Origin of the sequence: Pseudomonas sp. FH1, assembly GCF_000510895.2 — a bacterium.
Lineage (GTDB): Bacteria > Pseudomonadota > Gammaproteobacteria > Pseudomonadales > Pseudomonadaceae > Aquipseudomonas > Aquipseudomonas azotoformans_A.
The window spans coordinates 253,756-276,161 of sequence record NZ_AOHM01000058.1; the positions used below are offsets into that span (position 1 = coordinate 253,756).

General features: G+C 61.8%; 22 protein-coding genes. 7 read left to right on the forward strand and 15 right to left on the reverse strand.

Annotated elements, in window-relative coordinates:
• Nucleotide 1: 1 nt before the first annotated feature.
• Genes dsbG through dsbD form a run of 3 tightly spaced genes read right to left on the reverse strand, consistent with a single transcriptional unit; the run spans nucleotide 2 to nucleotide 3,312 of the window.
• Entirely contained in the window at nucleotides 2-763 is a 762-nt protein-coding gene (gene dsbG / locus H096_RS19045; protein WP_033900819.1) for a thiol:disulfide interchange protein DsbG, read from the reverse strand.
• Entirely contained in the window at nucleotides 739-1,584 is an 846-nt protein-coding gene (locus tag H096_RS19050; protein ID WP_033900822.1) for a TlpA disulfide reductase family protein, read from the reverse strand. The genes dsbG and H096_RS19050 overlap by 25 nt, the downstream gene beginning before the upstream one ends.
• Complete coding sequence (gene dsbD, locus H096_RS19055; protein WP_033900824.1) at nucleotides 1,585-3,312, reverse strand: protein-disulfide reductase DsbD; 1,728 nt, start codon at nucleotides 3,310-3,312, stop codon at nucleotides 1,585-1,587.
• A gap of 161 nt (nucleotides 3,313-3,473) precedes the next feature.
• Here dsbD and H096_RS19060 point away from each other — a divergent pair, with 161 nt between their 5' ends.
• From H096_RS19060 to H096_RS19080, 5 genes are all read left to right on the forward strand, one after another.
• Nucleotides 3,474-4,154, forward strand: coding sequence for a response regulator (locus H096_RS19060; protein WP_010208813.1), 681 nt, complete (start codon nucleotides 3,474-3,476; stop codon nucleotides 4,152-4,154).
• Nucleotides 4,151-5,473: an ATP-binding protein gene (locus H096_RS19065; protein ID WP_033900826.1), complete on the forward strand. Its 1,323-nt coding sequence runs from the start codon at nucleotides 4,151-4,153 to the stop codon at nucleotides 5,471-5,473. The genes H096_RS19060 and H096_RS19065 overlap by 4 nt, the downstream gene beginning before the upstream one ends.
• A 123-nt stretch (nucleotides 5,474-5,596) precedes the next feature.
• Entirely contained in the window at nucleotides 5,597-6,370 is a 774-nt protein-coding gene (locus H096_RS19070) for an N-acetylmuramoyl-L-alanine amidase (protein ID WP_033900827.1), read from the forward strand.
• A 141-nt stretch (nucleotides 6,371-6,511) separates the two neighbouring features.
• A complete protein-coding gene (locus H096_RS19075) occupies nucleotides 6,512-7,906 on the forward strand; it encodes an aspartate aminotransferase family protein (protein WP_033900832.1) in 1,395 nt (464 codons plus the stop codon).
• Between the two features lie 82 nt (nucleotides 7,907-7,988).
• Nucleotides 7,989-8,213 (forward strand): MbtH family protein, encoded by a 225-nt coding sequence (locus tag H096_RS19080; protein WP_033900834.1) that lies wholly within the window; start codon nucleotides 7,989-7,991, stop codon nucleotides 8,211-8,213.
• Between the two features lie 51 nt (nucleotides 8,214-8,264).
• On the opposite strand, the gene H096_RS19085 is transcribed toward H096_RS19080, so the two are convergent.
• From H096_RS19085 to minC, 8 genes are all read right to left on the reverse strand, one after another.
• Nucleotides 8,265-9,611 carry an amidohydrolase gene (locus tag H096_RS19085; RefSeq protein ID WP_033900836.1) on the reverse strand — a complete coding sequence of 449 codons (1,347 nt, stop codon included), beginning with the start codon at nucleotides 9,609-9,611 and terminating at the stop codon, nucleotides 8,265-8,267.
• Nucleotides 9,612-9,628: 17 nt separating this feature from the next.
• Nucleotides 9,629-11,794, reverse strand: coding sequence for a mechanosensitive ion channel domain-containing protein (locus H096_RS19090; protein WP_033900837.1), 2,166 nt, complete (start codon nucleotides 11,792-11,794; stop codon nucleotides 9,629-9,631).
• A gap of 52 nt (nucleotides 11,795-11,846) precedes the next feature.
• A complete protein-coding gene (locus H096_RS34260) occupies nucleotides 11,847-12,023 on the reverse strand; it encodes a hypothetical protein (protein WP_010208820.1) in 177 nt (58 codons plus the stop codon).
• A 100-nt stretch (nucleotides 12,024-12,123) separates the two neighbouring features.
• Entirely contained in the window at nucleotides 12,124-13,413 is a 1,290-nt protein-coding gene (locus tag H096_RS19095) for a M18 family aminopeptidase (protein ID WP_033900839.1), read from the reverse strand.
• A 45-nt stretch (nucleotides 13,414-13,458) separates the two neighbouring features.
• Nucleotides 13,459-14,094: an RluA family pseudouridine synthase gene (locus tag H096_RS19100; protein WP_005789965.1), complete on the reverse strand. Its 636-nt coding sequence runs from the start codon at nucleotides 14,092-14,094 to the stop codon at nucleotides 13,459-13,461.
• 96 nt (nucleotides 14,095-14,190) lie between these two features.
• Nucleotides 14,191-14,445 carry a cell division topological specificity factor MinE gene (gene minE / locus H096_RS19105; protein ID WP_003175252.1) on the reverse strand — a complete coding sequence of 85 codons (255 nt, stop codon included), beginning with the start codon at nucleotides 14,443-14,445 and terminating at the stop codon, nucleotides 14,191-14,193.
• 3 nt (nucleotides 14,446-14,448) lie between these two features.
• Nucleotides 14,449-15,261: a septum site-determining protein MinD gene (minD, locus tag H096_RS19110; RefSeq protein WP_003175251.1), complete on the reverse strand. Its 813-nt coding sequence runs from the start codon at nucleotides 15,259-15,261 to the stop codon at nucleotides 14,449-14,451.
• A 166-nt stretch (nucleotides 15,262-15,427) separates the two neighbouring features.
• A complete protein-coding gene (gene minC / locus H096_RS19115; RefSeq protein ID WP_033900844.1) occupies nucleotides 15,428-16,165 on the reverse strand; it encodes a septum site-determining protein MinC in 738 nt (245 codons plus the stop codon).
• A gap of 119 nt (nucleotides 16,166-16,284) precedes the next feature.
• Between minC and H096_RS19120 the strand changes: the two genes are divergently transcribed.
• Nucleotides 16,285-17,220: a lipid A biosynthesis lauroyl acyltransferase gene (locus tag H096_RS19120; protein ID WP_033900846.1), complete on the forward strand. Its 936-nt coding sequence runs from the start codon at nucleotides 16,285-16,287 to the stop codon at nucleotides 17,218-17,220.
• Nucleotides 17,221-17,250: 30 nt separating this feature from the next.
• Nucleotides 17,251-18,375 (forward strand): patatin-like phospholipase family protein, encoded by a 1,125-nt coding sequence (locus tag H096_RS19125; RefSeq protein ID WP_033900847.1) that lies wholly within the window; start codon nucleotides 17,251-17,253, stop codon nucleotides 18,373-18,375.
• 3 nt (nucleotides 18,376-18,378) lie between these two features.
• On the opposite strand, the gene H096_RS19130 is transcribed toward H096_RS19125, so the two are convergent.
• From H096_RS19130 to H096_RS19140, 4 genes are all read right to left on the reverse strand, one after another.
• Nucleotides 18,379-19,164: an outer membrane protein OmpK gene (locus tag H096_RS19130; protein WP_028617274.1), complete on the reverse strand. Its 786-nt coding sequence runs from the start codon at nucleotides 19,162-19,164 to the stop codon at nucleotides 18,379-18,381.
• 23 nt (nucleotides 19,165-19,187) lie between these two features.
• Nucleotides 19,188-19,556 (reverse strand): hypothetical protein, encoded by a 369-nt coding sequence (locus tag H096_RS33980; protein WP_156717500.1) that lies wholly within the window; start codon nucleotides 19,554-19,556, stop codon nucleotides 19,188-19,190.
• Between the two features lie 44 nt (nucleotides 19,557-19,600).
• On the reverse strand, nucleotides 19,601-20,947 hold the full coding sequence (locus H096_RS19135) for a nucleobase:cation symporter-2 family protein (protein ID WP_016976352.1): 1,347 nt from the start codon (nucleotides 20,945-20,947) through the stop codon (nucleotides 19,601-19,603).
• Nucleotides 20,948-21,063: 116 nt separating this feature from the next.
• Entirely contained in the window at nucleotides 21,064-22,365 is a 1,302-nt protein-coding gene (locus H096_RS19140; protein ID WP_033900850.1) for a urate hydroxylase PuuD, read from the reverse strand.
• Nucleotides 22,366-22,406: the final 41 nt, after the last annotated feature.

The following is a 22,406-nucleotide window of genomic DNA, read 5'->3' on the forward strand; positions in this document are numbered from 1 at the left end:
TTTACCTCGCCCCGAGTATCTTCCCCAACTTCTCCGGCGAAGGCGCCCCTTGCTGTTGCTGCAACCCTCCCTTGTCATCCAGATAGAAGATCGCCGGCGTCGCTGACAATTCCAGCTCATCCATCAACTTCATGTTGCTATCAAGCTTGGCCTCGATATCGGCCGGGATCTTGTCCAGCGCCTGCAACTTGCTGCCTTTGCCGGCAGCCTCATGTTCTTCCAGGGCTTTTTGCGGGTCCTTGGCGGCGAACAGCGCGGCGGATTTGCCTGGGCTGTCTTCGCGGATGATGCCAACCATGATGTGGCGCAGCTGCACTTTGCCGGCCTTTACCCACGGACGCGCCTGTTCCCAGAACATGTTGCAGTAAGGGCAGTTGGGGTCGCTGAACAGGTAGACGATGCGCGGGGCTTTTACGTCGCCGTCCTGGATCCAGCTGCTTTTTTCCATCTTGGCCCAGACTTCCTTGGCCATCGGCGCGTACACCAGTTTTTCCAGCGGCGCGCTGCTCAGGTCGTTGCCTTGGGCGTCGTACAGGTTGCCGGCGATCACGCTTTTGCCGTCGGCGGTCAGGTACAGGGCCATGCCACGGTTCTGGTACTGGGCGGCGTAGCCGGTAAGGCCGCTGGGTGCGTCGAATTTGCCAAGGATCTTGGCGCCCTTGGCCTCGATCTGTTTGATCGGCGCTGGCCAGTCTTCGGCCTGGGCCAGGGTGGCCGCGAGCGTCAGCGGCAGCAGGGTCAGCAGGTGGCGGAGGCGAGGCATGTCGGTTTCCTTTGTGGGGCGGTGTCGAAGGGTTCCATGGCACGGGCCAGGCTGGCTTGGGACAGTTCGCCGAGGTGGCTGTTGATCAGGCGTCCTTCGGCGCTATAGAACAGCGTCGTCGGCAAGGCCATCGAGTCCACGGCCTGGCCGAGACGGCCGCTGGCATCGAATAAAACGTTGTCGAGGGTCAGGCCCTGGGTGGCGAGGAAGGTGCTGACGCTCTGCATGCTTTCGGCCTGGTTGACGAACAGGAAGGTCACGTCGGGGCGTTGGTGTTGGGCACGTTCCAGCACCGGCATCTCGCGACGGCACGGCGGGCACCAGGTGGCCCATAGGTTGATCACCAGCGGGCCGCCTTTGTAATCGGTCAGTTGCACCACGTCGCCATTGGCGTTGCGCAGGGTGATGTCTGGCAGCTGCGAGCCTTTGTCGTAGAGGCTCAGGGACAGACTGGTCAGGCCCCAGAACACCAGGCCGGTGATTACCCCGGCACCCAGCGGCGTGCGCAGGGCCGGGCGGCGCCAGCCGTACAGCAGCGCACCCAGGATCAGCGCGATCACGCCAGGCCAGGCGAGGAAACCACCGTCGCGCAGGTCGACCATCTGCAGCGGCGCGTGGCTGTAGTCACTCCAGTACATCAGCACAAAGCTGACGCGGGCCACCAGCATGCCCAGCAGGAACAGGCTGAACAGCACCGATTCCGGGTTTTCACCACCACGCTTGGCCACGCGCCAGCCCACCAGGGTGGCGAGAATCAGCGCGCTGATCAGCAGGATGTGATTCAGGGCGATGGCGAAGGTGCCGATGGTCAGGGTCAGCATTCAGAGGGCGTCCCGGGTTTGCGTCCAGCGTTGCAGGAAAGCGGCGGCATCCACTTCGCCGGTGATGCGTTGGGCGCGGCGTTCTTCACCGTCCGGGCCGATCCACACGAAGCTCGGCGGGCCAGGGACTTTGTAGCGGCCGAGCAGCTCGCGGCTGGCGGCGTTGTCGGCGGTGACGTCCAGGCGCAGCAGGCGCACGTCTTTCAGGGCAGCTATCACCTCGGGTTTGCCGAACACCTGTTTTTCCATGATCTTGCACGACACGCACCAGTCGGCGTAGTAATCCACCAGCACCCACTGGCCTTGGGCCTTGGCGCTGTCGAGTTGGCTTTGCAGCACAGTGGGGTCGCTGAGGGTCATGAAGGCGTCGTGAGCGCTCGGTGCGGCGGCGGTCCGCGAGCCGCTGTAGACCTTCAGCGGTTGCCACAGGTCATCGCTGCCACCGGCTGCGCCCACCACCAGCACCGCGCCCCATAGCCCGAGTACCAGGGAACCGGCGCCAAACACTTTGGCCGCCAGGCCGTATTCGCGGGCCAGGCTCCAGCCGCAGTAGGCCATCACCAACGCGAGTGCGCCCCACAGGCCGATCCACAGGCTTTCATCGACCACTGGGCGAATCATTAGCACGGCGGTGCCGAGGAACAGGAAGCCGAAGACGCCCTTGAGCACGTTCATCCAGGTGCCCGGCTTGGGCAGGAAGCGATTGCCCACGGTCACCAACAGCAACAGCGGAATGCCAATGCCGATGCCCATGGCGAACAGGATCAGGCCGCCGTGCAAGGCATTGCCGCTCTGGGCGATATACAACAGCGCGCCGGCCAGGGGTGCGGTCATGCACGGGCCCACCAGCAGGCCGGACAAGGCGCCGAGAATCCCAGCGCCTACCAGGCTGCCGCCGCTTTGCTGGCGGCTGACGTTGTCCAGGCGATCACGCAGGAAGGCCGGCAGTTGCAGTTCGAAGAAACCGAACATCGGCAGGGCTAGAATGACGAACAGCGCGGCGAAACTGCCGAGGATCCAAGGGGTTTGCAGCAGCGCGGCGAGGTTGCTGCCGAGCAGCGCGGCCACTACGCCCAGTGCGGCATACACCAGCGCCATGCACACCACATAGCTGCTGGCCAAGGCAAACCCGCGACGTGGGCTGGCGCCACTGCCAACCACCAGGCCGGCGAGGATCGGTAGCATCGGCAGCGAACAGGGGGCAAATGCCAGCAACAGGCCGAGGCCGAAGAACAGCAGCAGGCTCCAACCCAGGCTGCGTTGTTGCAGGCCACTGGCCAGGCTCTGATCCTGGGCTTCGGCGGTCGCGGCAACGGCCGGGTTGCCCCCCAGGTCCACGGTCATCGACTGCGGCGGATAGCACAGGCCCGCATCGGCACAGCCCTGCCAGCCGAGCTTGACCTGGCCGGTGGCGCCGGCCGGGATCTTCACCTCCAGGCCCTGGCGATACACCTCCTGGTCACCGAAGAATTCATCGCTATGGGCCTCGCCTTGCGGCAGCACGGGCTTTTCGGCCAGGCCATCGAATTTCATGCGCTGCTTGTACAGGTAGTAACCGTCGGCAATCTGCCAATACAGCTGGGTCTCGCCACTTTCAAGACGTTCGGAGGTAAAGGTGAAGGCTTTGCCCACCGGAAGGAAATCGGGTTTGGTCTCAAACGGATTGCCCGGCGCGGCCTGGGCGAACCCCGCGAACAACACCAGCAGAAAGGTAAACAGATGCCGCATGGTCAAGCCTTAGTTCGATGCAAGTAGGCACACAATGTGTGGCGTTGATTAACCGATGATTAACCGAGGCTATTCTAGATTGAGTGTGGGGGGGTTAGCGGCATAATCTGCAGTTAATCCACGGCACTTTTAATCACCCCATCTTTCATGAAGGGTTCACCATGCACGTACTGGTCTGTGAAGACGACGAACTGATCGCCAGCGGCATCGTGGCCGGCCTGACCGCCCAGGGTTTTACCGTGGAGCGCGTGGCCTCGGCCGGTGCCGCGCGCGCGATGCTCAGGGCCGCCACGTTTGACATCATGGTGCTCGACCTCGGCCTGCCGGACGAGGACGGCCTCAAGCTGTTGCAGCAACAGCGCAGCCAGGGCCTGGAGATTCCGGTGCTGATCCTCACCGCACGCGACTCAGTGACCAACCGTGTCGACGGCCTGCAGGCCGGCGCCGACGACTACCTGCTCAAACCCTTCGACCTGCGCGAACTCGCCGCCCGTCTGCAAACCCTGCTGCGTCGGGTGGCGGGGCGCAGCGTCAACCTGATCGAACATGGCCGCCTGGCCTACGACCCCAGCAGCCGCGAAACCTTCCTGGGCGGCGAGCCGGTGGACCTGTCGCGCCGCGAGCAGGCGCTGTTGCAGGCCCTGTTGCATAACAAAGGCCGGGTGCTGTCCAGCGAACAGCTCAAGGACAGCGTCTACGGTTTCAATGACGAATTGGAAAGCAACGCCCTCAACGTGCATATCCACCACCTGCGGCGCAAATTGGGCAACGGCATCGTCGAGACCGTGCGCGGCCTGGGCTATCGCCTGGGCCCGGCGGACGGGGGCGAGGACGCATCGTGAAAAGCCTGCGCCTGCGCCTGACGTTCAAGCTGGGCGCCGCTTTTGTGTTGATCTGGGCGCTGGCGGCCGCCTGGATGCTCAACGACCTGCGCAACCAGATGATGTTCTCCCTCGACCAACGCCTGGTGGCGTCGGCGCGCATGGTGGCTGGGCTGACCGAGCAGATGCCGGGCCTGGCCAGTGTGAGCGGCGGTGCGCATTTCCATGGGGCACAACTGAATGTGCCAGGTGGCATGGCGTGTCAGGTCAGCTCCTTGCGTGGCGAAGTGCTGGCGCGCAGTCATGCCACGCCGGATGAAGGCCTGGAGTCGCGCCAGAGTGGCTTTCGTGACCAGGTGATCGATGGTGTGAACTGGCGCAGTTTCACCCTGTCCCGTGGTGACCTGTTGATCACCACCGCCGACCGTCAGGTGGAGCGTGAGGCGTTGAATCTGTCGATCCTGCTGGCCGCTTCGGTGCCGGTCGGCGTGGCAATGCTTGGCTGCCTGTGCCTGCTGTGGCTGGGCATCGGCCAGAGCCTGCTGCCGCTCAACCGCATGCGTGACGCCTTAATGCGGCGCAGTGCCGATTCCCTGGAACCTTTGCAGATCCACCCGTTGCCCAGCGAGCTCAAGCCGCTGCTCGACACCCAGAACCAACTGTTGCAACGCATCGCCAAGACCATCGAGCGCGAACGCCGCCTCACCGGCGACGCCGCCCACGAACTGCGCAGCCCATTGACAGCGATCAAGACCCACCTGCAAGTGGCGCGCATGACCGACGGCGCAGCCCGCGACCAATCCCTGGCCCACGCCGAGGAGGGCGCCGACCGCCTGCATCGCACCCTGGAGCAATTGCTGCTGCTGGCGCGGGTGGAGGGCAACCTGTCATTTGACGATGGCATGCACTCCAGTGCCGAGGACGTGGCACGGCTGGCCATCCAGGATGCCAATGCCGGCGATAACGCGCGTATCGACCTGATCCTCCCGGACAATCTGTCCGCTACCCCGGTGGAAATGCCGGTGGGCCTGGCGGTCGCAGCCCTGCGCAATCTGCTGGACAACGCCCTGCGCCATACGCCTGCGGACACACGGGTGGAACTGCGCGTATTGATCGAGGCGGATAACGTGGTGTTCCGCGTGCGTGACCACGGCCAGCAGATTTCGCCGGAGGACCTGCAGTACCTGACCCAACGCTTCTGGCGCAATGGCAGCAGCGAAGGCTGCGGCCTGGGCCTGGCGATTGTGCAAGCAATCGTGCAGCGCTGCTCCTGCTCGCTGAAGTTCGACAGCCAGCCGGATGGCCTGCGCGTCGACCTGGGCATGCCGCTGCGGCGCTGATCACTTTTCTTTCAAGTGCCACATAGTTACCGCCCTCCTGAGGATCAAGCCTTCAGGATGGCGGTAATTTTTTGCGCTTGAACGGGCTGAACGACTCGGCCTGTATTGAAAAGGACGGTTCTTATGTTGGTCATCGATACAAGCTTCCCTGCCAAAGGCTTCAACGAACGCAACGGCGAGCCCGTGCGGCAGGTGATCCTGCATTACACCGCGGCACCTTTTGGCTCCTCCCTGCGCACCCTGACCCAGGATGGCGTGAGTGCGCACTACCTGCTGCCCGACCCCGGCGACCCCAGCTACCGCGCCGCAGGCTACGAAGAGTTGCGGGTGTTCCGGTTGGTGGAAGAGGACAAGCGCGCCTGGCATGCCGGGGTGAGTCATTGGGCAGGGCGCGACAACCTCAACAGCCGCTCGGTCGGTATCGAGATCGTCAACCTGGCAAGGGATGACGGCGGTGTGTTCACCTTTCCCGCCTACGGTGAGGAACAAGTCGACGTGTTGATTGCCCTGGTGCGCGACATTCTCGGACGTTATCCACAGATTGGGCCTACCGACATTCTCGGGCATTCGGACGTGGCGTTCAGCCGTAAGAGCGATCCAGGGCCGCAACTGCCGTGGCGGCGCTTGTATGACGCCGGAGTAGGGGCCTGGTTTGATGAGACGTCCCAGACGATGTATCAACGCCGCTTCTGCCTGGGGCTGCCGTCGGAAGTCGAAGTGGAGCGGGCGTTTCAGCGCTACGGGTATGCGCCGGCGAAGAATCGGCAGGGCTTTGAACAGCGCACGCGAGCGTTTCAGATGCACTTTCGTCCACGGGATTATCGTGGGTTTCTGGATGCTGAAACCTGCGCGATTCTTTATGCGTTGAATGAAAAGTACCAGGGGCTATGCGGTTGAGGGATTTTCGCGACCGGAGGAGTAAATCCTCCTGACGCTGGTGCGTTTCCAGAACAGGAAATCCGTGCGCATGCCCCTTGGGCCAGACGCCAGCGGATCGGCAGTTTGGTCACCATCATCAGCGTATTGAGGGATCGAGAAATGTCAGTCGCTACCAGCCGTATCGAAGACGTCCAGGTGCATGAAACGCTTTACCAGTTCGACGAAACCCCGCTGCTCGCCCGCCAGCGCCAGCAGGAATCCAACGCCCGCAGCTACCCGCGACGCATTCCCCTGGCACTCAAACGCGCCAAGGGCCTCTATGTGGAAGACGTGGAAGGCCGCCGTTTCATTGACTGCCTGGCCGGTGCGGGCACCTTGGCGCTCGGGCATAACCACCCGGTGGTGATCGAGGCGATCCAGCAAGTGCTGGCCGATGAATTGCCCCTGCACACCCTGGACCTGACGACACCGGTCAAGGATCAGTTCGTACAGGACCTGTTCGGTCTGTTGCCGCCTGCGTTGGCGCGGGAAGCGAAAATCCAGTTCTGCGGCCCTACTGGCACGGATGCGGTGGAAGCCGCGTTGAAGTTGGTGCGCACCGCCACCGGGCGCAGCACCGTACTGTCTTTCCAGGGCGGTTACCACGGCATGAGCCAGGGCGCGTTGAGCCTGATGGGCAGCCTGGGGCCGAAAAAACCCTTGGGCGCCTTGCTCGGCAATGGCGTGCAGTTTTTGCCGTACCCCTACGACTACCGTTGCCCGTTTGGCTTGGGGGGCGCGGAAGGCGTGCGGGTCAACCTGCATTACCTGGAAAACCTGCTGAACGATCCCGAAGCGGGCGTGCTATTGCCGGCGGCGGTGATCGTCGAAGTGGTGCAGGGCGAGGGCGGTGTGATTCCGGCGGATCTCGACTGGCTGCGCGGCCTGCGCCGTATCACCGAGCAGGCGGGCGTGGCGTTGATCGTTGATGAAATTCAGAGCGGTTTCGGTCGCACCGGCAAGATGTTTGCGTTCGAACACGCCGGCATCATTCCGGATGTGGTGGTGATGTCCAAGGCCATCGGCGGCAGCTTGCCGTTGGCGGTGGTGGTGTATCGCGACTGGCTCGACACCTGGCTGCCGGGCGCCCACGCCGGGACCTTCCGGGGTAACCAGATGGCGATGGCGGCAGGCTCGGCGGTGATGCGCTACCTCAAGGATCACGACCTGGCCGGTCACGCGGCCGCCATGGGCGAACGCCTGGGCGAACACCTGCGCATCCTGCAACGCGACTTTCCACAGCTGGGCGATATTCGCGGTCGTGGGCTGATGCTGGGTGTGGAACTGGTAGACCCGAATGGTCCACTAGACATCCAGGGCCATCCACCCGTGCACCGCCAACTGGCGCCACTGGTGCAGCGTGAATGCCTCAAGCGCGGCTTGATCCTGGAACTCGGTGGCCGGCACGGCAGCGTGGTGCGTTTCCTGCCGCCGCTGGTAATTACTGCGGCTGAAGTCGACCAGGTGGCGGACATCTTCGGGCGCGCGTTGGCGGCGGCGGTCGCCAGCCTCTAATTTTTTGCACGCTTGGTACGTTTCTACAGATATCAGTGCTGCGCGCGGTGCGCAGCCAGTCTTTCAGCGATGGAGAACAGCAATGACCTCAGTATTTGACCGCGACGACATCCTGTTTCAGGTAGTGGTCAACCACGAAGAACAGTATTCCATCTGGCCCGACTACAAGGCCGTACCAGAAGGCTGGCGCACCGTGGGCAAGAGCGGGCTGAAGAAAGAATGCCTGGCCTACATCGAAGAAGTCTGGACGGATATGCGTCCGTTGAGCTTGCGCCAGAAGATGGATGGGGCTGCAGTGGCCAGCTGATACACCTCGATCCAATGTGGGAGCGAGCAACCCCGCTCCCACAGAAAAGCTTTACAGTGGCTGCTTGGTGTACAAGTAATCCGTCGCCAACGACGCCAACGTCCTCACTCCCACCACCAACGCCGACTCATCCACGAAGAACCCCGGATTGTGGTTCGGCGCTGCCTTGCTCATGTCCTGATCCCTCGGCGTCACCCCCAGGAACACAAACAGCCCCGGTGCCTCCTTGGCATAAAACGAGAAGTCCTCGGCACCGCCCACCAGCGGGCCTTGCACCACGTCATCCTTGGCCGCCCAGCGCAGGCTCGGCAACATCTTCTCGGTCAGCGCCGGGTTGTTGATGGTCGGATCGTACTTCTCGATGATGGTGACTTCGGCCTTGGCGCCACCACTTTCAGCGATTTTCTCCACGGTCTGGCGTACGTCCGCGTGCAGTTTCTGGCGGATGCCATAGTCGTAGGAGCGAATGGTGCCGGTCATGTCCACCGACTCCGGAATGATGTTGTAGCGCGTGCCGCCATTGATGGTGCCAATGCTCACCACCGACGGGAATGACGAGATATCGGTGCGGCGGCTGACCACGGTCTGCAGGCCGACAATAGTCTGCGCGCCCACGGTGATCGGGTCGATGCCATCCCAAGGGCGGCCGGCGTGGGTCTGCTTGCCGAGGATCTTGATGCGCAAATCGTCCGAGCTGGCCAGGGTCGGTCCCGGACGGTAGGCAATCTGGCCGGCGGGTACACCGGCCCACACGTGCAGGCCAAACACCGCGTCCGGCTTGGGCGCCTTCATCACGCCTTCCTGCACCATCATTTTGGCGCCCCAGGTGTTTTTGCCGTCGGGGATGAAATCGCTCGGGCCTTCTTCGGCCGGTTGGAAGTAGAACACCACGGTGCCCGGCAAGCGTTCGCGCATGCCGGTCAGGATTTTCGCAGTGCTCAGTAGGATAGCGACGTGGGCGTCGTGGCCGCAGGCGTGCATCACGTCGACTTCCTTGCCCAGGTAGGTGCCTTTGGCTTTGGAGGCGAAGGGCAGGTCGGCGACTTCCTTCACCGGCAGCGCGTCCATGTCGGCGCGCAGGGCGACGGTGGGGCCGGGCAGGGCGCCTTTCAGTACAGCAACAACGCCCGTACGGGCGACGCCGGTTTTTACCTCAAGGCCCAGGTCGCGCAATTGTTTCGCGACCAGCTCGGCGGTGCGGGTTTCGGTGTTGCCCAGTTCCGGGTGGGCGTGGATGTCACGTCGGGTTTCCAGCAGCGCCGGCTCAAGGGCTTTTGCCTGCGCGGCAATTTCCTCCCGGGCGCTGTCCTGGCCGCTGCTGGCGGCTATCACGGCACTGCTGGCGACCCCGCACAACATGCCAAAAATCCACGGGTGTGTCAGACCGGTTAAACGCATAAGGACCTCTCCTGAGTTTATTGTTGTTGATCTTTCTCCTGCACAGTGCCAGCGGTTACCACCTGCACGCTCAGGCGCGGCGTGGCCAGGTCCAGCCCGGCCTCGTCCAGATGGCGCTTGAGGGACAGGTTGAACGCCCGCGACACTTCCCACTGCTTGATCGGCGCGGTCTTGAAACGTGCGCGCAGAATCGCGCTGCCCGACTCGAAACTCTCCACGCCTTGAATCTCCAGCGGCGACCAGATATTGCGGCGCTGCAGCGGGTCGTTGCGCATCTTCTGGCCGACATCGCGCATCAGCTTGATGGCGTCGTCGATCTCCATGTTGTAGGGGATCGCCACGCGGAAGATCGCGTAGCCGAACTCCCGCGAGTAGTTCTTGATGCTCTTGATCTCGCTGAACGGGATGGTGTGCACGATGCCGTCGATGTCACGCAGGCGCACGGTACGGATGGTGAGGCCTTCGACGGTGCCGAGGTGACCGCCGACATCCACGTAGTCATCGATGGCCAGGGAGTCTTCGATGATGATGAACAGGCCGGTGATCAAGTCCGCCACCAGTGACTGCGCGCCGAAACCGATGGCCAGGCCGATCACACCCGCACCCGCCAACAGCGGCGTGACGTTCATGCCCATGTTCGCCAGGGCGACAATGGCGGCGATGATGAAGATGGTCACGAACAGCACGTTGCGGATCAGCGGCATCATGGTCTGCGCGCGGGCATTGGCCAGGCCTTTGCGCGAGCGGGTGAGGGCGTGATGGATCGCGGTGTCGCTGAGAATCCAGATCAACCAGGCAAACAGCAGGGTCCCGGCCAGGCCGAACAGCTTGACGCTGACTTCATGGCCGTCGCCTTCGGTAAAGCGGATCAGCGACAGCCCCCACACCCGCAAGCCCAGCTCGATAAACACCAGCCACACCACCAGGTGGGCCAGGGTGTAGACGAAGCTTTTCAGGCGCTCGGAGTACAGCGCATGACGCTTGTGCCCCCGTTGCGGCTTGAGGGCGTGACGGCGGACCAGGCCGTTGATCACCATGCACAGCACCAGCAGCACCGTGCACAGCAGCGATTGACGCAATGCCGTGCTGGTATCGCCCGCCGAGACGAAGGTAGCGAATAGCGAAATACCCACCAACAGCAGCGCGGGGATGTACCAGAAGGAACCGATGATTTCGATGGTGTCGCTGAGGGCGCGGCGTGTGAGGCGGCGCGACAGCGGCTGATTGCGGATCAGGTGGGCGATGGGGCGGCGGAAGCGCAGGATGAACACGCCAGTGGACAACGCCGCCATCACATTGGCGATGGTCGCGGCGGTATGGGATAAGTGCTGCCCCAGTGCTGCGACCAGCCGCGGGTCGCTCAAGGCTTCACCGAAGGCGGCAAAACTGCCGATCCACCATAGCGGGCGGAACGCCTGGTGACGCAGGATGTACAACGCACGATGGCGATGCGGACCGTCGAGCACGGAAAACGCAATCACGCAGATCGCCGAGAAACAGGTGCCCACCACCAACGCATAAGCCAATACCATCGCCAGGGATTTGCCCAGGGACGAAGGCAGGGCATAACTCAGGTACACCGTGATCACCAGGGCAATCAGCCATGGGCCAAGTTTACGCAGGGCAAAGCGCACCATGTCCCAGGTACGCGGGTGTTGCGGCAATTCTTCGGGCAGGCCGAAGCGTTCGCGTACGCGGTGGCTGAGCCAGATCAGCGCGGCGGCGAGCAGGCTCCACACGGCAAGGATCAGGGCAAAACCGAAAATGATCGGAAGCCATTCGTTGGCCGGCAGTATCAGCGCACTGAGTTCTTCCTTGGCCTGGTCGATTTCATTGGACCAGCGCCCCAGTGGGCTATCGGCCCCAGAAAACTGTGCTTCCAGGTTGGCCAGGGTGCCGCCGATCAACCCCAGCACGCCTTCTTCGGCGGCCGGCTGGGCTTTTTTCGTGGCTTCGCGCAGCTTTTTCAGGTCGCTTAGCAACTGGGTACGTTGCTGGTCGTTCTCCAGGGTCTTGATCACCTCGTCCAGCGACTGCCCCAGCGGCACTTCGGCCTGGGGCTGGGTCTTGTTGGTGTTGCCGAGCAGGCCGGGCAAGCCCACGGCATGGGCAGGCGTCAGCGGCAGCAGCGTCAGCAGGGCGATCAAGCAATAGCAGGGCAGGGCAAACAGGCGGGAAAGCACGAGGCGGTCAACCTTGGAAACGACGAGTTGACCGAGTGTACGAGCGCAATCGTCATTCAGCCAGTTTTGCGAGGATCTTGTACACCACAGTGCCCAGGATCAGCAGCATGCCGATCCACATGCCAAATACGCCGAGGGGCTTGTCACGGAAGTTGAAACCCACGGCGAGCATGATCATGCCGATCAGGATCGGGATCAGCATGGCGTGGAAGGAGGACATGGAGATCATGGTGCGACGGCCTTGTCGGAGTGGGAATACTGACAAGTCTAGGTCGGATTGCAGGAAGTGGGGTTGATGTGTATCAGAAACACATCAACCCCATGCCACATCAGGGCAAGTCGTGACTCGCGTAGAACGCGCCGAGCACCTTGACCAGATGCGCCAGGTCATGGCTGCCGCACAGTTCACGAATGGAGTGCATGGCAAACGTCGGCAGGCCAATGTCCACGGTGCGCACGCCCAGATGGCTGGCGGTGATCGGGCCGATGGTGGAGCCGCAGCCCATGTCGCTGCGCACCACGAAGCTCTGCACCGGTACTTCCTGGGCCATGCACAGGTGGCGGAAGAACCCGGCGGTTTCGCTGTTGGTGGCGTAGCGCTGGTTGCTGTTGACCTTGATCACCGGGCCGGCGTTGAGCTTGGGGCCATGGTTGGCGTCATGCTTCTCGGCGTAGTTCGGGTGCACGCCGTGGGCGTTGTCCGCAGACACCAGCAGGGATTTCTGAATGGTACGTACGAATTCATCCCCTTCCGGCAACAGGCGACGCAGGGTCTGTTCCAGCATCGGGCCATCGGCACCGCACGCCGAGCAGGAGCCGACTTCTTCGTGGTCGTTGCACACCAGCACGCAGGTCTCTTCGCTATCGCTGGTGAGCAAGGCTTGCAGGCCGGCGTAGCACGACAGAAGGTTGTCCAGGCGCGCGCCGGCGATGAAGTCGCCGTTCAGGCCGATGACCGCAGCGCTTTGGGTGTCGTAGAAGCTCAGCTCGTAGTCGAGCACCACATCGGCGTTCAAGCCATGTTCCCGTGCCAGCTGCTCGGTGAGCACGGCGCGGAAGTCCACGCGCTCGTCACCGGCAAATTGCGCGAGGATCGGCGGCAGCTCGGTCTGGGCATTGATCGCCCAACCTTGGTTGGCTTCACGGTTCAGGTGAATGGCCAGGTTGGGGATGATAGCGATGGGCAGCTTGAAGTCGATCAGTTGGCTTTCGACCTTGCCGTCGCGGCGGAAGGTCACGCGGCCGGCCAGGGACAGGTCGCGGTCGAACCACGGTGCCAGCAGTGCGCCGCCGTAGACTTCCACGCCCAGTTGCCAGAAACCCTGGCGTTGCAGCTCAGGTTGGGGCTTGACCCGCAGGCACGGGCTGTCGGTATGGGCGCCGACCAGACGGATACCACCCTGCAGCGGCGAATGACGGCCGAGCTTGAAGGCGATGATCGACGAATCGTTGCGGGTCACGTAATAGCGACCGTTGGCCTCGGTGGTCCAGGTCTCGCGCTCGTCGAGACGCTGGTAACCGGCCGCTTCCAGGCGCTGGGCCAGGGCGGCAGTGGCATGAAAAGGAGTAGGGGAGGCCTCGAGGAAGTCGATCAGGCCTTGATTCAACGCTTCGCGCATAAATAGCTCCAAACAGCAGTGCCGCGAGTTTACCGTATTTATTCTTCAGAACGGCGCAGGGCACTCGAAACGCAAACGCTCGCCGCTTTGCGGATGGGTGAAGCTCAGCATGCTTGCATGCAGGCACAGGCGCGGCCAGGCAGCCAGGGCTTGCTCATGGGCATACAGGCCATCACCCAGCAAGGGGTGGCCGATGGAAAGCATGTGCACGCGCAGCTGATGCGAACGCCCGGTAATCGGCGTCAGCTCCACGCGGCACCAATCCCCACAACGCTCCAGCACCTTCCAGAAGGTCAGCGCGTGCTTGCCGAATTCGTGGTCCACCACATGCCGTGGTTTGGTCGGCGGGTCGTAGCGCAGGGGCAGGTCGATGCTGCCGCTGTCCAGTTCCGGTTGGCCCCAGGCCAGGGCGGTGTAGGCCTTTTCGGTTTCACGGTCGTGAAACTGGCGGGACAGTTCGCGGTGGGTGTCGGCGTCACGGGCCAGCAGGATGATGCCTGAGGTTTCCCAGTCCAGGCGATGCACGATGCGAGCTTCGGGGTAGCCGTTTTCCTGCAGGCGGGTGATCAGGCAGTCCTTGTTGTCGTCGGCGCGGCCAGGCACCGAGAGCAACAGGGTGGGCTTGTTCACCACCAGGACGGCATCGTCCTGATGCAAGATATGAATATTGGACAGCGGCATTAAACAGCCTCGTAACAAACGCCAACGGCGGCTCGCCCACCCGGTCCCCAAAAAGGGATCAGGGTGAACGAGCCGCCGTGGCGGCCGCCTGTTCGATCAACGATCAGGCAGAGTGATATTGAGTTCCAGAATCGAGCAGCTGCCGTCATTTTCCAGGGCGACATGCACGTCATCGTTGCCGATATTGACGTACTTGCGGATCACCTCGACCAGTTCCTTCTGCAAGGCTGGCAGGTAATCCGGTGTACTGCGTTGGCCGCGTTCGTGCGCCACGATGATCTGTAGACGCTCTTTCGCTACCGACGCGGTACTTGGCTTTTTGTTGGCGCGAAAGAAGTCGAGAAATTTCATTGTTTAGTTGCCTCCAAAGATACGCTCGAAGAATCCCTTCTTCTTAACATCGAGGAAGCGATGTTCCACGGTCTTGCCCAGCAGGCGATCGACGGCATCGCTGTACGCCTGGCCGGCGTCGCTCTGGTCGTCAAGAATCACCGGAACACCCTGGTTGGAAGCCTTCAGGACCGCCTGGGATTCTGGAATCACGCCCAGCAGGGTCACTGCGAGGATTTCCTTCACGTCTTCAACACCGAGCATTTCGCCGTTGCTGACGCGCTCAGGGTTGTAGCGGGTGAGCAGCAAGTGCTCCTTGATCGGGTCCTGGCCTTCTTCGGCGCGCTTGGATTTGCTGGCCAGCAGGCCCAGCATGCGGTCCGAGTCACGTACGGAGGAGACTTCCGGGTTGGTCACGACGATGGCTTCATCCGCGAAGTACATGGCCAGGTGAGCACCGGTTTCGATACCGGCCGGCGAATCGCAGACCACGTATTCGAAGGTTTCCTTCAGCTCGGCCAAGACTTTGCCCACGCCTTCTTTGGTCAGCGCGTCTTTGTCACGGGTCTGGCTGGCAGCCAGCACGTACAGGTTCTCAAGGCGCTTGTCCTTGATCAGGGCCTGTTGCAGGTTGGCTTCACCGTTGACCACGTTGACGAAGTCATACACCACGCGGCGTTCGCAGCCCATGATCAGGTCGAGGTTACGCAAGCCGACGTCGAAGTCGACAATAACTGTCTTGTGGCCGCGCAGAGCGAGACCGGTACCGATAGCGGCGCTGGTGGTGGTCTTACCCACACCACCCTTGCCGGATGTAACCACGAGAATCTTGGCCAAGGTGTTTCACCCCTAAGGAAGAAGGACGTTTCGGTCCCTGAAAAACATCTCTTGGAACTCGCTGCAGGCGGACAGCCTTGTAGGAAAAAATAATTCCTACATAAGTAATGCCGGTTTCGCTGTGCTATCAGAGTCTAGAGATGCTTGGAAAATGCGGCAGTATCCGTTAAAGACGGATGATGTTCAACACATCGCCCGACAGGTTGACCTGCACCGAAGCCCCCCACAGCGGATCACGGCGCAAATCTTCTGAAACCTTGTACTGGCCTGCGATGGACACTAGCTCAGCGGTCAACTGCTGGCAAAAAATACGGGCCTTGGTATCACCCTTGATGCCGGCGAGGGCACGTCCGCGCATCGGGCCGTATACATGGATGTTGCCATCGGCGAGAAGTTCCGCCCCTGGGCTGACCGAGGAGATCACTACCAGGTCGCCGCCCTGGGCGTAAATCTGCTGCCCGCCGCGTACGGGCGAGGTGATGATCTTTGTAGGCTTGATCGCAGGCTCAGGCGGTTTTTCCGGTTTTTTCTTCTCTTCACCGACCAATGGTTCAAGCGGACGCTCGCGCGCACCGGACGGTGGCAGTACTGGCAGTTCAATAGCGATCGCCGCAGCAATGTCTTCGATACGGCTGGCGCGAATCGCCAGGGTGCGCAGACCGTGGGAGCGGCATACACGCATCAAGCCGGGCAGGTCGATGCTGCCCTGGCCGGCGGGCAATTTGTCCAGGGCCAGCACCAGCGGGGCATTGTTGAAAAAGTTGGGGGCCAGGGCGACCTTGGCGGCGAGCTGGCGGTCCAGGGCGTCGAGGTCGTTACGGGCAAGTTCCAGCACGGTGATGGCGAGCATGCTGCCTTTCAGCTGGAACACGGGATCTTGGTCTAGCGGTTCGGTTTGGCTCATGGTCGGCAAAAGCGGCTTGTCACGAAAAGTGTCGAGACTTATAACGAGAACACTCACCCGCCGCAAGCCGAGTCGAACCGTTGTAGAATGCGCGGCCCTTGTCTTTACCGGAATCTGTAATGGATCGCCCGCGTTTTCGAGCTGTATTTTTTCACCCGCGTTTCTGGCTGTTATGGCTGGGGCTCGGCCTGTTGTGGCTGGTCACCCAGCTGCCGTACCGCGCGCTGCTGACCATTGGTCGCCTGCTGGGTGCCGGCATGTACCGCGTGGCCGGCGAACGTCGCCGCATCGCCGCGCGCAACCTCGAACTGTGCTTCCCGGAAAAATCCGCCAAAGAGCGCAAACAACTGCTCAAGGAAAACTTTGCCTCCACCGGCATCGCCTTCTTTGAAATGGCCATGAGCTGGTGGTGGTCGCGCCAGCGCCTGGCGCGCCTGGCCCACGTCGAAGGCCTGGAACACCTTAAGCAGGCCCAACTGGATGGCAAGGGCGTGATCCTCATGGCCCTGCACTTCACTACCCTGGAAATCGGCGCTGCGCTGTTGGGGCAGAAGCACACCATTGATGGTATGTACCGCGAGCACGGCAACCCGTTGTTCGACTACGTCCAGCGCCGTGGCCGCGAACGCCACAACCTCGACTCCCTGGCCGTGGAGCGTGAAGACGTGCGCGGCATGCTCAAGCTGCTGCGCGCCGGTCGCGCGATCTGGTACGCACCGGACCAGGACTACGGCGCCAAGCAAAGTATCTTCGTGCCGCTGTTCGGCATCCAGGCCGCCACCGTGCCGGCCACCAGCAAGTTCGCCAAGCTGGGCAAGGCGTTGGTGGTGCCGTTTACTCAACAACGCTTGGCCGATGGCAGCGGTTATCGCCTGGTGATCCATCCGCCGCTCACCGACTTTCCCGGCGAGAGCGATGAAGCCGACTGCTTGCGCATCAACCAGTGGGTCGAAGCCTCGGTGCGTGAATGCCCGGAGCAATACTTGTGGACCCATCGCCGCTTCAAGAGCCGGCCACCGGGTGAGCCAAAGTTGTACGAAAAACGCCGTCGATAAGACAGACATTTCCCCACATGGAGTGACGCAATGCGCCCAGCTGAACCGGTTACAGGCTTGATTCTTTCCGGCGGCGGGGCGCGAGCGGCGTATCAGGTGGGGGTGTTGGCGGCGATTGCCGAGCTGTTGCCGCCGGGGGCGCCCAATCCGTTTCCGGTGATTGTCGGCACCTCGGCCGGTGCGATCAATGCGGTGAGCCTGGCCAGTGGCGCCACGGACTTCAGGGCCGCGATCCAACGCCTGACCGCCTTCTGGCAGGGCTTTCGCAGCCACTTGGTGCTGCGCAGTGATTGGCCGGGGGTGATTCGCCAGGCGAGCCGCTTCTTTATTCACAGCCTGCTCGGTCTTGGCGCGCAGGTGCCGGTGGCGCTGCTCAACAGCACGCCGCTGAAGGCGCTGCTCAAAGACAAACTGCACCTGGCCGGCATCGACGAAGCCATCCGCAACAAACATCTGCACGCGGTGGCGGTGACGGCCTTCGGTTACGAGTCCGGCCAGGCAGTGACCTTCTATCAGGGCGGTGGCACCATCGACGCCTGGTTGCGCCATCGTCGTATCGGCATGCCCACTCAATTGACGGTTGAACACCTGCTGGCCAGCTCCGCGATTCCCTTGCTGTTCGCCCCGGTTAAACTCGACCAGGAATATTTCGGCGACGGCGCCGTGCGGCAGTCGGCGCCGATCAGTCCGGCGTTGCACCTGGGCGCCAGCCGTGTGCTGGTGGTTGGGGTCAGTGGCAACCCGCGCGGCAATGAGCCGGCGGCGCAACGTACCTTTACCGGGCAAGAGCCGACGTTGGCACAGATTGGTGGGCACATGCTCAACAGCACGTTCATTGACAGCCTGGAAAGCGATATCGAGTTGCTGGAGCGCTTGAATCAGTTCAGCCATGCCGCGCCTGGCGTTGCGGCGGTAGAAGTGCTGGTGATTGCGCCCAGCCAGCCGATCGACGAAATCGCAGCGCGGCACCGTCAGGAATTGCCGGCGGCATTGCGCTTGTTTTTGCGTGGGCCGGGGGCGACCAAGACGAGTGGGGCGGGGGTCTTGAGTTACTTGCTGTTCGAGGCGGGGTATTGCAGCGAGTTGATCGAGTTGGGGCGCCGCGACGCGTTGGCCAAGCGCGAGGAATTGTCGAAATTCCTCGGCCTGGCCTGACGGTCAGAAGTGATACTTGACCAGGAAGCTCGCGGTGTCCTGGTTAGTCTTGAACGCGCCCGAATCTTCGATCCCGTACTTGTTCTTCCAGTAGTCGTATTCGAAGCCGACATACAGCTGCTTGTCGCCCCAATGCAGCGCTTTACCCAGGTCATATTTGACCTGTGGGTTGAAGTGCAGGTTGGCGTGGTAAGTGCCACGGGCGTTCTTGTCGTTGTCCGTGACCCAGTCCATGAAGCCGTCGATCAACACGTCTGAGTTGCCCACGGGGATGGTGTAGGACCAGACCGGGGTGATCTGCCAGACGCCGTCACCCGGGCGATTGCCTTCGGTCTGGCGCTGGTAGAAGTTCAACTGGAAGTAGTCGAAGCCGGGAATGTTCAGGTCAAAGCCTGGGCCGAGCAGGTACGACTCGTTATCGCCTTCGCCAAACTCATAAGTGAATGCCAGCAGCACGTCTTTGATCGGGCCGAACGACAGGTCTTTATCAAAGATCTTGCCGAACGACAGGCGCGGGCTTATTTCACCGTAATAAGTACTGGGGCCGACGTTGCCGTCTTCCTTGCCGTTGTAAAAGATGCGGTCGACGAAGATAAAGTTGTCGCCGTACTTCCAGGCATCGGCATGTTCGAACGTGACGGTTTGTTGGATCTGCGGGTTGACGGTAAAGCTCTTGCCCCACAGGTAAGTCAGGCTGTTGTTCTGCCACTGCAACAGGTCACCGGCCACGGCTTGGCCTCCGGCCAGCAGGGATCCCGCCAGCATCAGGCCTTTGAACATAGGTTTCATTCGGTTGCTCCCGAGTTAAAGTTTTATGGTTTTTCTTCTACGCAGGCGCTCTGGTGTGGCGCCTTTTGGTTCGCTGCAAAAATCGTCTGTTCGGTCAGCTTTAGTGCTTTTAGCAAGAGCTGCGCCAAGGTGTTTAAAAAGCCAAAAAATCCCCGTCGGCTGCATCGGATGCAGTCGAATTCAGAGGACGTTTGCGCACTTTGGCCGCAGACATAAGGCCGGGATAAGTTGGCCTTGCAGTCAGCTTTTACATTCGCTGTTTTTTTTTGAGTCGATTCGAGCGGGCGCGGAGAATACTGGCTCTTATGCCGTGGCTCAAGTGCGCTGTTAAAGAGCGCGTGGGGCGAGAATGGGGCACGGCTTGTGGCCGGCCCCAGGTGAAGGGTGTGCATGTGGTTATTCCCGTTTCGTTATTGTTTTTGTTTGAACGAAGGAATCAATGCGTATGAGCGACTTCAGGGCGTTCAGCGCCGCCCAGGATGTTGAACAGGATATTCAGCGACAACGCGCTGAGTGTGGCCATGGCGATGCCACTGTGGGTAATCGGGCTCATCCACAGCGGTAGCTGCGCGAAGAACTCCGGGCGCACCACGGGGATCAGGCCCATGCCGATACTCACTGCCACCAGCAACTGGTTGCGACGGTCGGCGATGTCGGCTTCCTGCAGGATCTTGATCCCAGTCGCCGCCACCATGCCAAACATGGCGATGGCCGCGCCGCCCAGCACCGCTGGTGGTATCGACGCCACCAGGTAGGCGGCCTTGGGCAACAGGCTCAGCACAATCAGGAAGACCCCGGCCATGATCGTCACCGAGCGGCACCGCACACCGGTCATCTGCACCAGGCCGATGTTCTGGGCGAACGAGGAGTGGGTGAAGGTGTTGAAAAAACCCGCGAAGAACGACGCGCCGGCATCACACAGCAGGCCACGGCGCAGCATCTTTGGTGTGACATCCTGGCCGGTGATCTTGCCCAAGGCGAGGAACATCCCGGTGGACTCGACAAAGATGATCACCACCACCAGGCACATCGACAGGATCGGCGCCAACTCGAACTTGGGCATGCCGAAGTGCAACGGCGTCACCACCTGCACCCACGGCGCCATGGCCAGGCCACTGAGGTCGACCATGCCGAGCGCACCGCACAAGGCGTAGCCCAGGCCCATGCCGATCAGCACCGAGATATTCACCCAGAAGCCGCGCATGAAGCGGTTGATCAGCAGGATGGTGGCGAGTACCAGTGCGGCAATTGCCAGGTAGATCGGTGAGCCGAATGTGGCGGCAGCACTGCCGCCTCCGGCCCAGTTCACGGCCACGGGGAACAGCGACAGGCCAATTGCGGTGATCACGGTGCCGGTCACCAATGGCGGGAAAAAGCGCACGACCTTGGACATGAAGGGCGCGATGAGCATGCCGAAGAACCCGGCGGCGATGGTCGCACCGAAGATTCCCTGCAAGCCGATGCCCGGCATGCCGGCCATCGCGACCATGCTGCCGACGGCGGCGAAGCTGGCGCCCATCATCACCGGCATGCGAATGCCCACCGGGCCGATGCCGAACGACTGCACCATGGTGGCGATACCGGCCACCAGCAGGTCGGCGTTAATCAGGAATGCGATTTCTTCACGGCTCAAGCCGGCGGCCTGGCCAATGATCAGGGGCACGGCGACGGCGCCGCCGTACATCAGCAAGACGTGTTGCAGGCCTACCAGAATCAGTTGCAAGAGGGGCAGCCGCACCATGGCGGGCGCGGCAGGAATCTGCGGTTCGGCTAACTCGGTCATGCAACACCTCGGATCTTTTTTATTTTTGTTGTTTCAACAATTGTGTAGCGGGGAGCTTTTGTAGTGAGCGGGCTTGCCCCCCAGCGCGGGGCAAGCCCGCTCACTACAGGACATCGTTAGTTAGTACGGGCTCCTTGGTTGATCCAGGTGCCGATCAAATCCCGTTCCTGCTGGGTCATCTGGGTGATGTTGCCCAACGGCATGATCTGGCTCGCCACGGCCTGCGCTTGAATACGCGCGGCCTGTTGCTGGATCTGGGCCGGTGTATCAAACATCACTCCGGCCGGCGCGGTGCTGAACAGCGGGCTGGTGGGCTTGGCCGAATGGCACACGGTGCAGCGCTGCTCGATCACGCTGTGTACCTGGCCGAAATCCGTGCTGGCCTGGGCCGGTACCGGTTCAGCCGCAGGAGCGGCGGGTGCGGCAGGCACAGCAGGTTTCAAGCCACCGCCCAACGCCGTTTCCGGCAATGGCTGATACTCGATGGCGGCAGGCGCCTTGGCGACTTCTGGCGAAGTCGACACCGGTTTTGGTCCGGTGACGTAGGCCAGGCTGATCATCGCCAACGCGCCTACCGGTAAGGTCCACGCATACTTCTGGCTGTTGTGACGGGTGTTGAAATAATGCCGTACCAACACGGCCGCCACCGCGATACCGGCCAGGATCAGCCAGTTGTATTGGCTGCCGTAGGTGCTCGGGAAGTGGTTGCTGATCATGATGAACAGCACCGGCAAGGTGAAGTAGTTGTTGTGGCGCGAACGCAGCAAGCCCTTGGCCGGCAGTGCCGGGTCCGGCGTGCGGTTCTCCGCGATCGCCGCCACCAACGCGCGTTGCGCCGGCATGATGATGCGGAACACGTTACCGACCATGATGGTGCCGATCACTGCACCCACGTGCAGGTAGGCGCCACGGCCGCTGAACACTTTGCTGAAGCCGTACGCGGCGGCAATCAACAGCACGAACAGGATGAAACCGAGCAGGGCAGGGCGCTTGCCCAGGGCCGAGTCGCAGAGGAAGGAGTAGATGAACCAGCCGGCGAACAGTGAGCCAATGCCCAGCAACACGCCTTCCGGACCACTGAGGCTGCTGCCCGGAGCCAGCAGGTACAAGGTCGGGTTCCAGTAGAACACCACGCACAGCAGCGCAATACCGGACATCCAGGTGAAATAGGCTTCCCATTTGAACCAGTGCAGGTTGTCCGGCATGGTCGGCGGGGCCAGTTTGTATTTTTCCAGGTGGTAGATACCGCCACCGTGGATCGCCCACAAGTCACCGGCCAGGCCGCTCTTGGGGTTGACGCGATTGAGGTTGTTTTCCAGCCAGACGAAGTAGAAAGAAGCGCCGATCCACGCGACGCCCGTGATCATGTGAACCCAGCGCACGCTCAGGTTCAGCCATTCCATCAAATGTGCTTCCACAGTCTTTACCTCTCGCCTGTCACCCTTGTTGTCGGGTGATC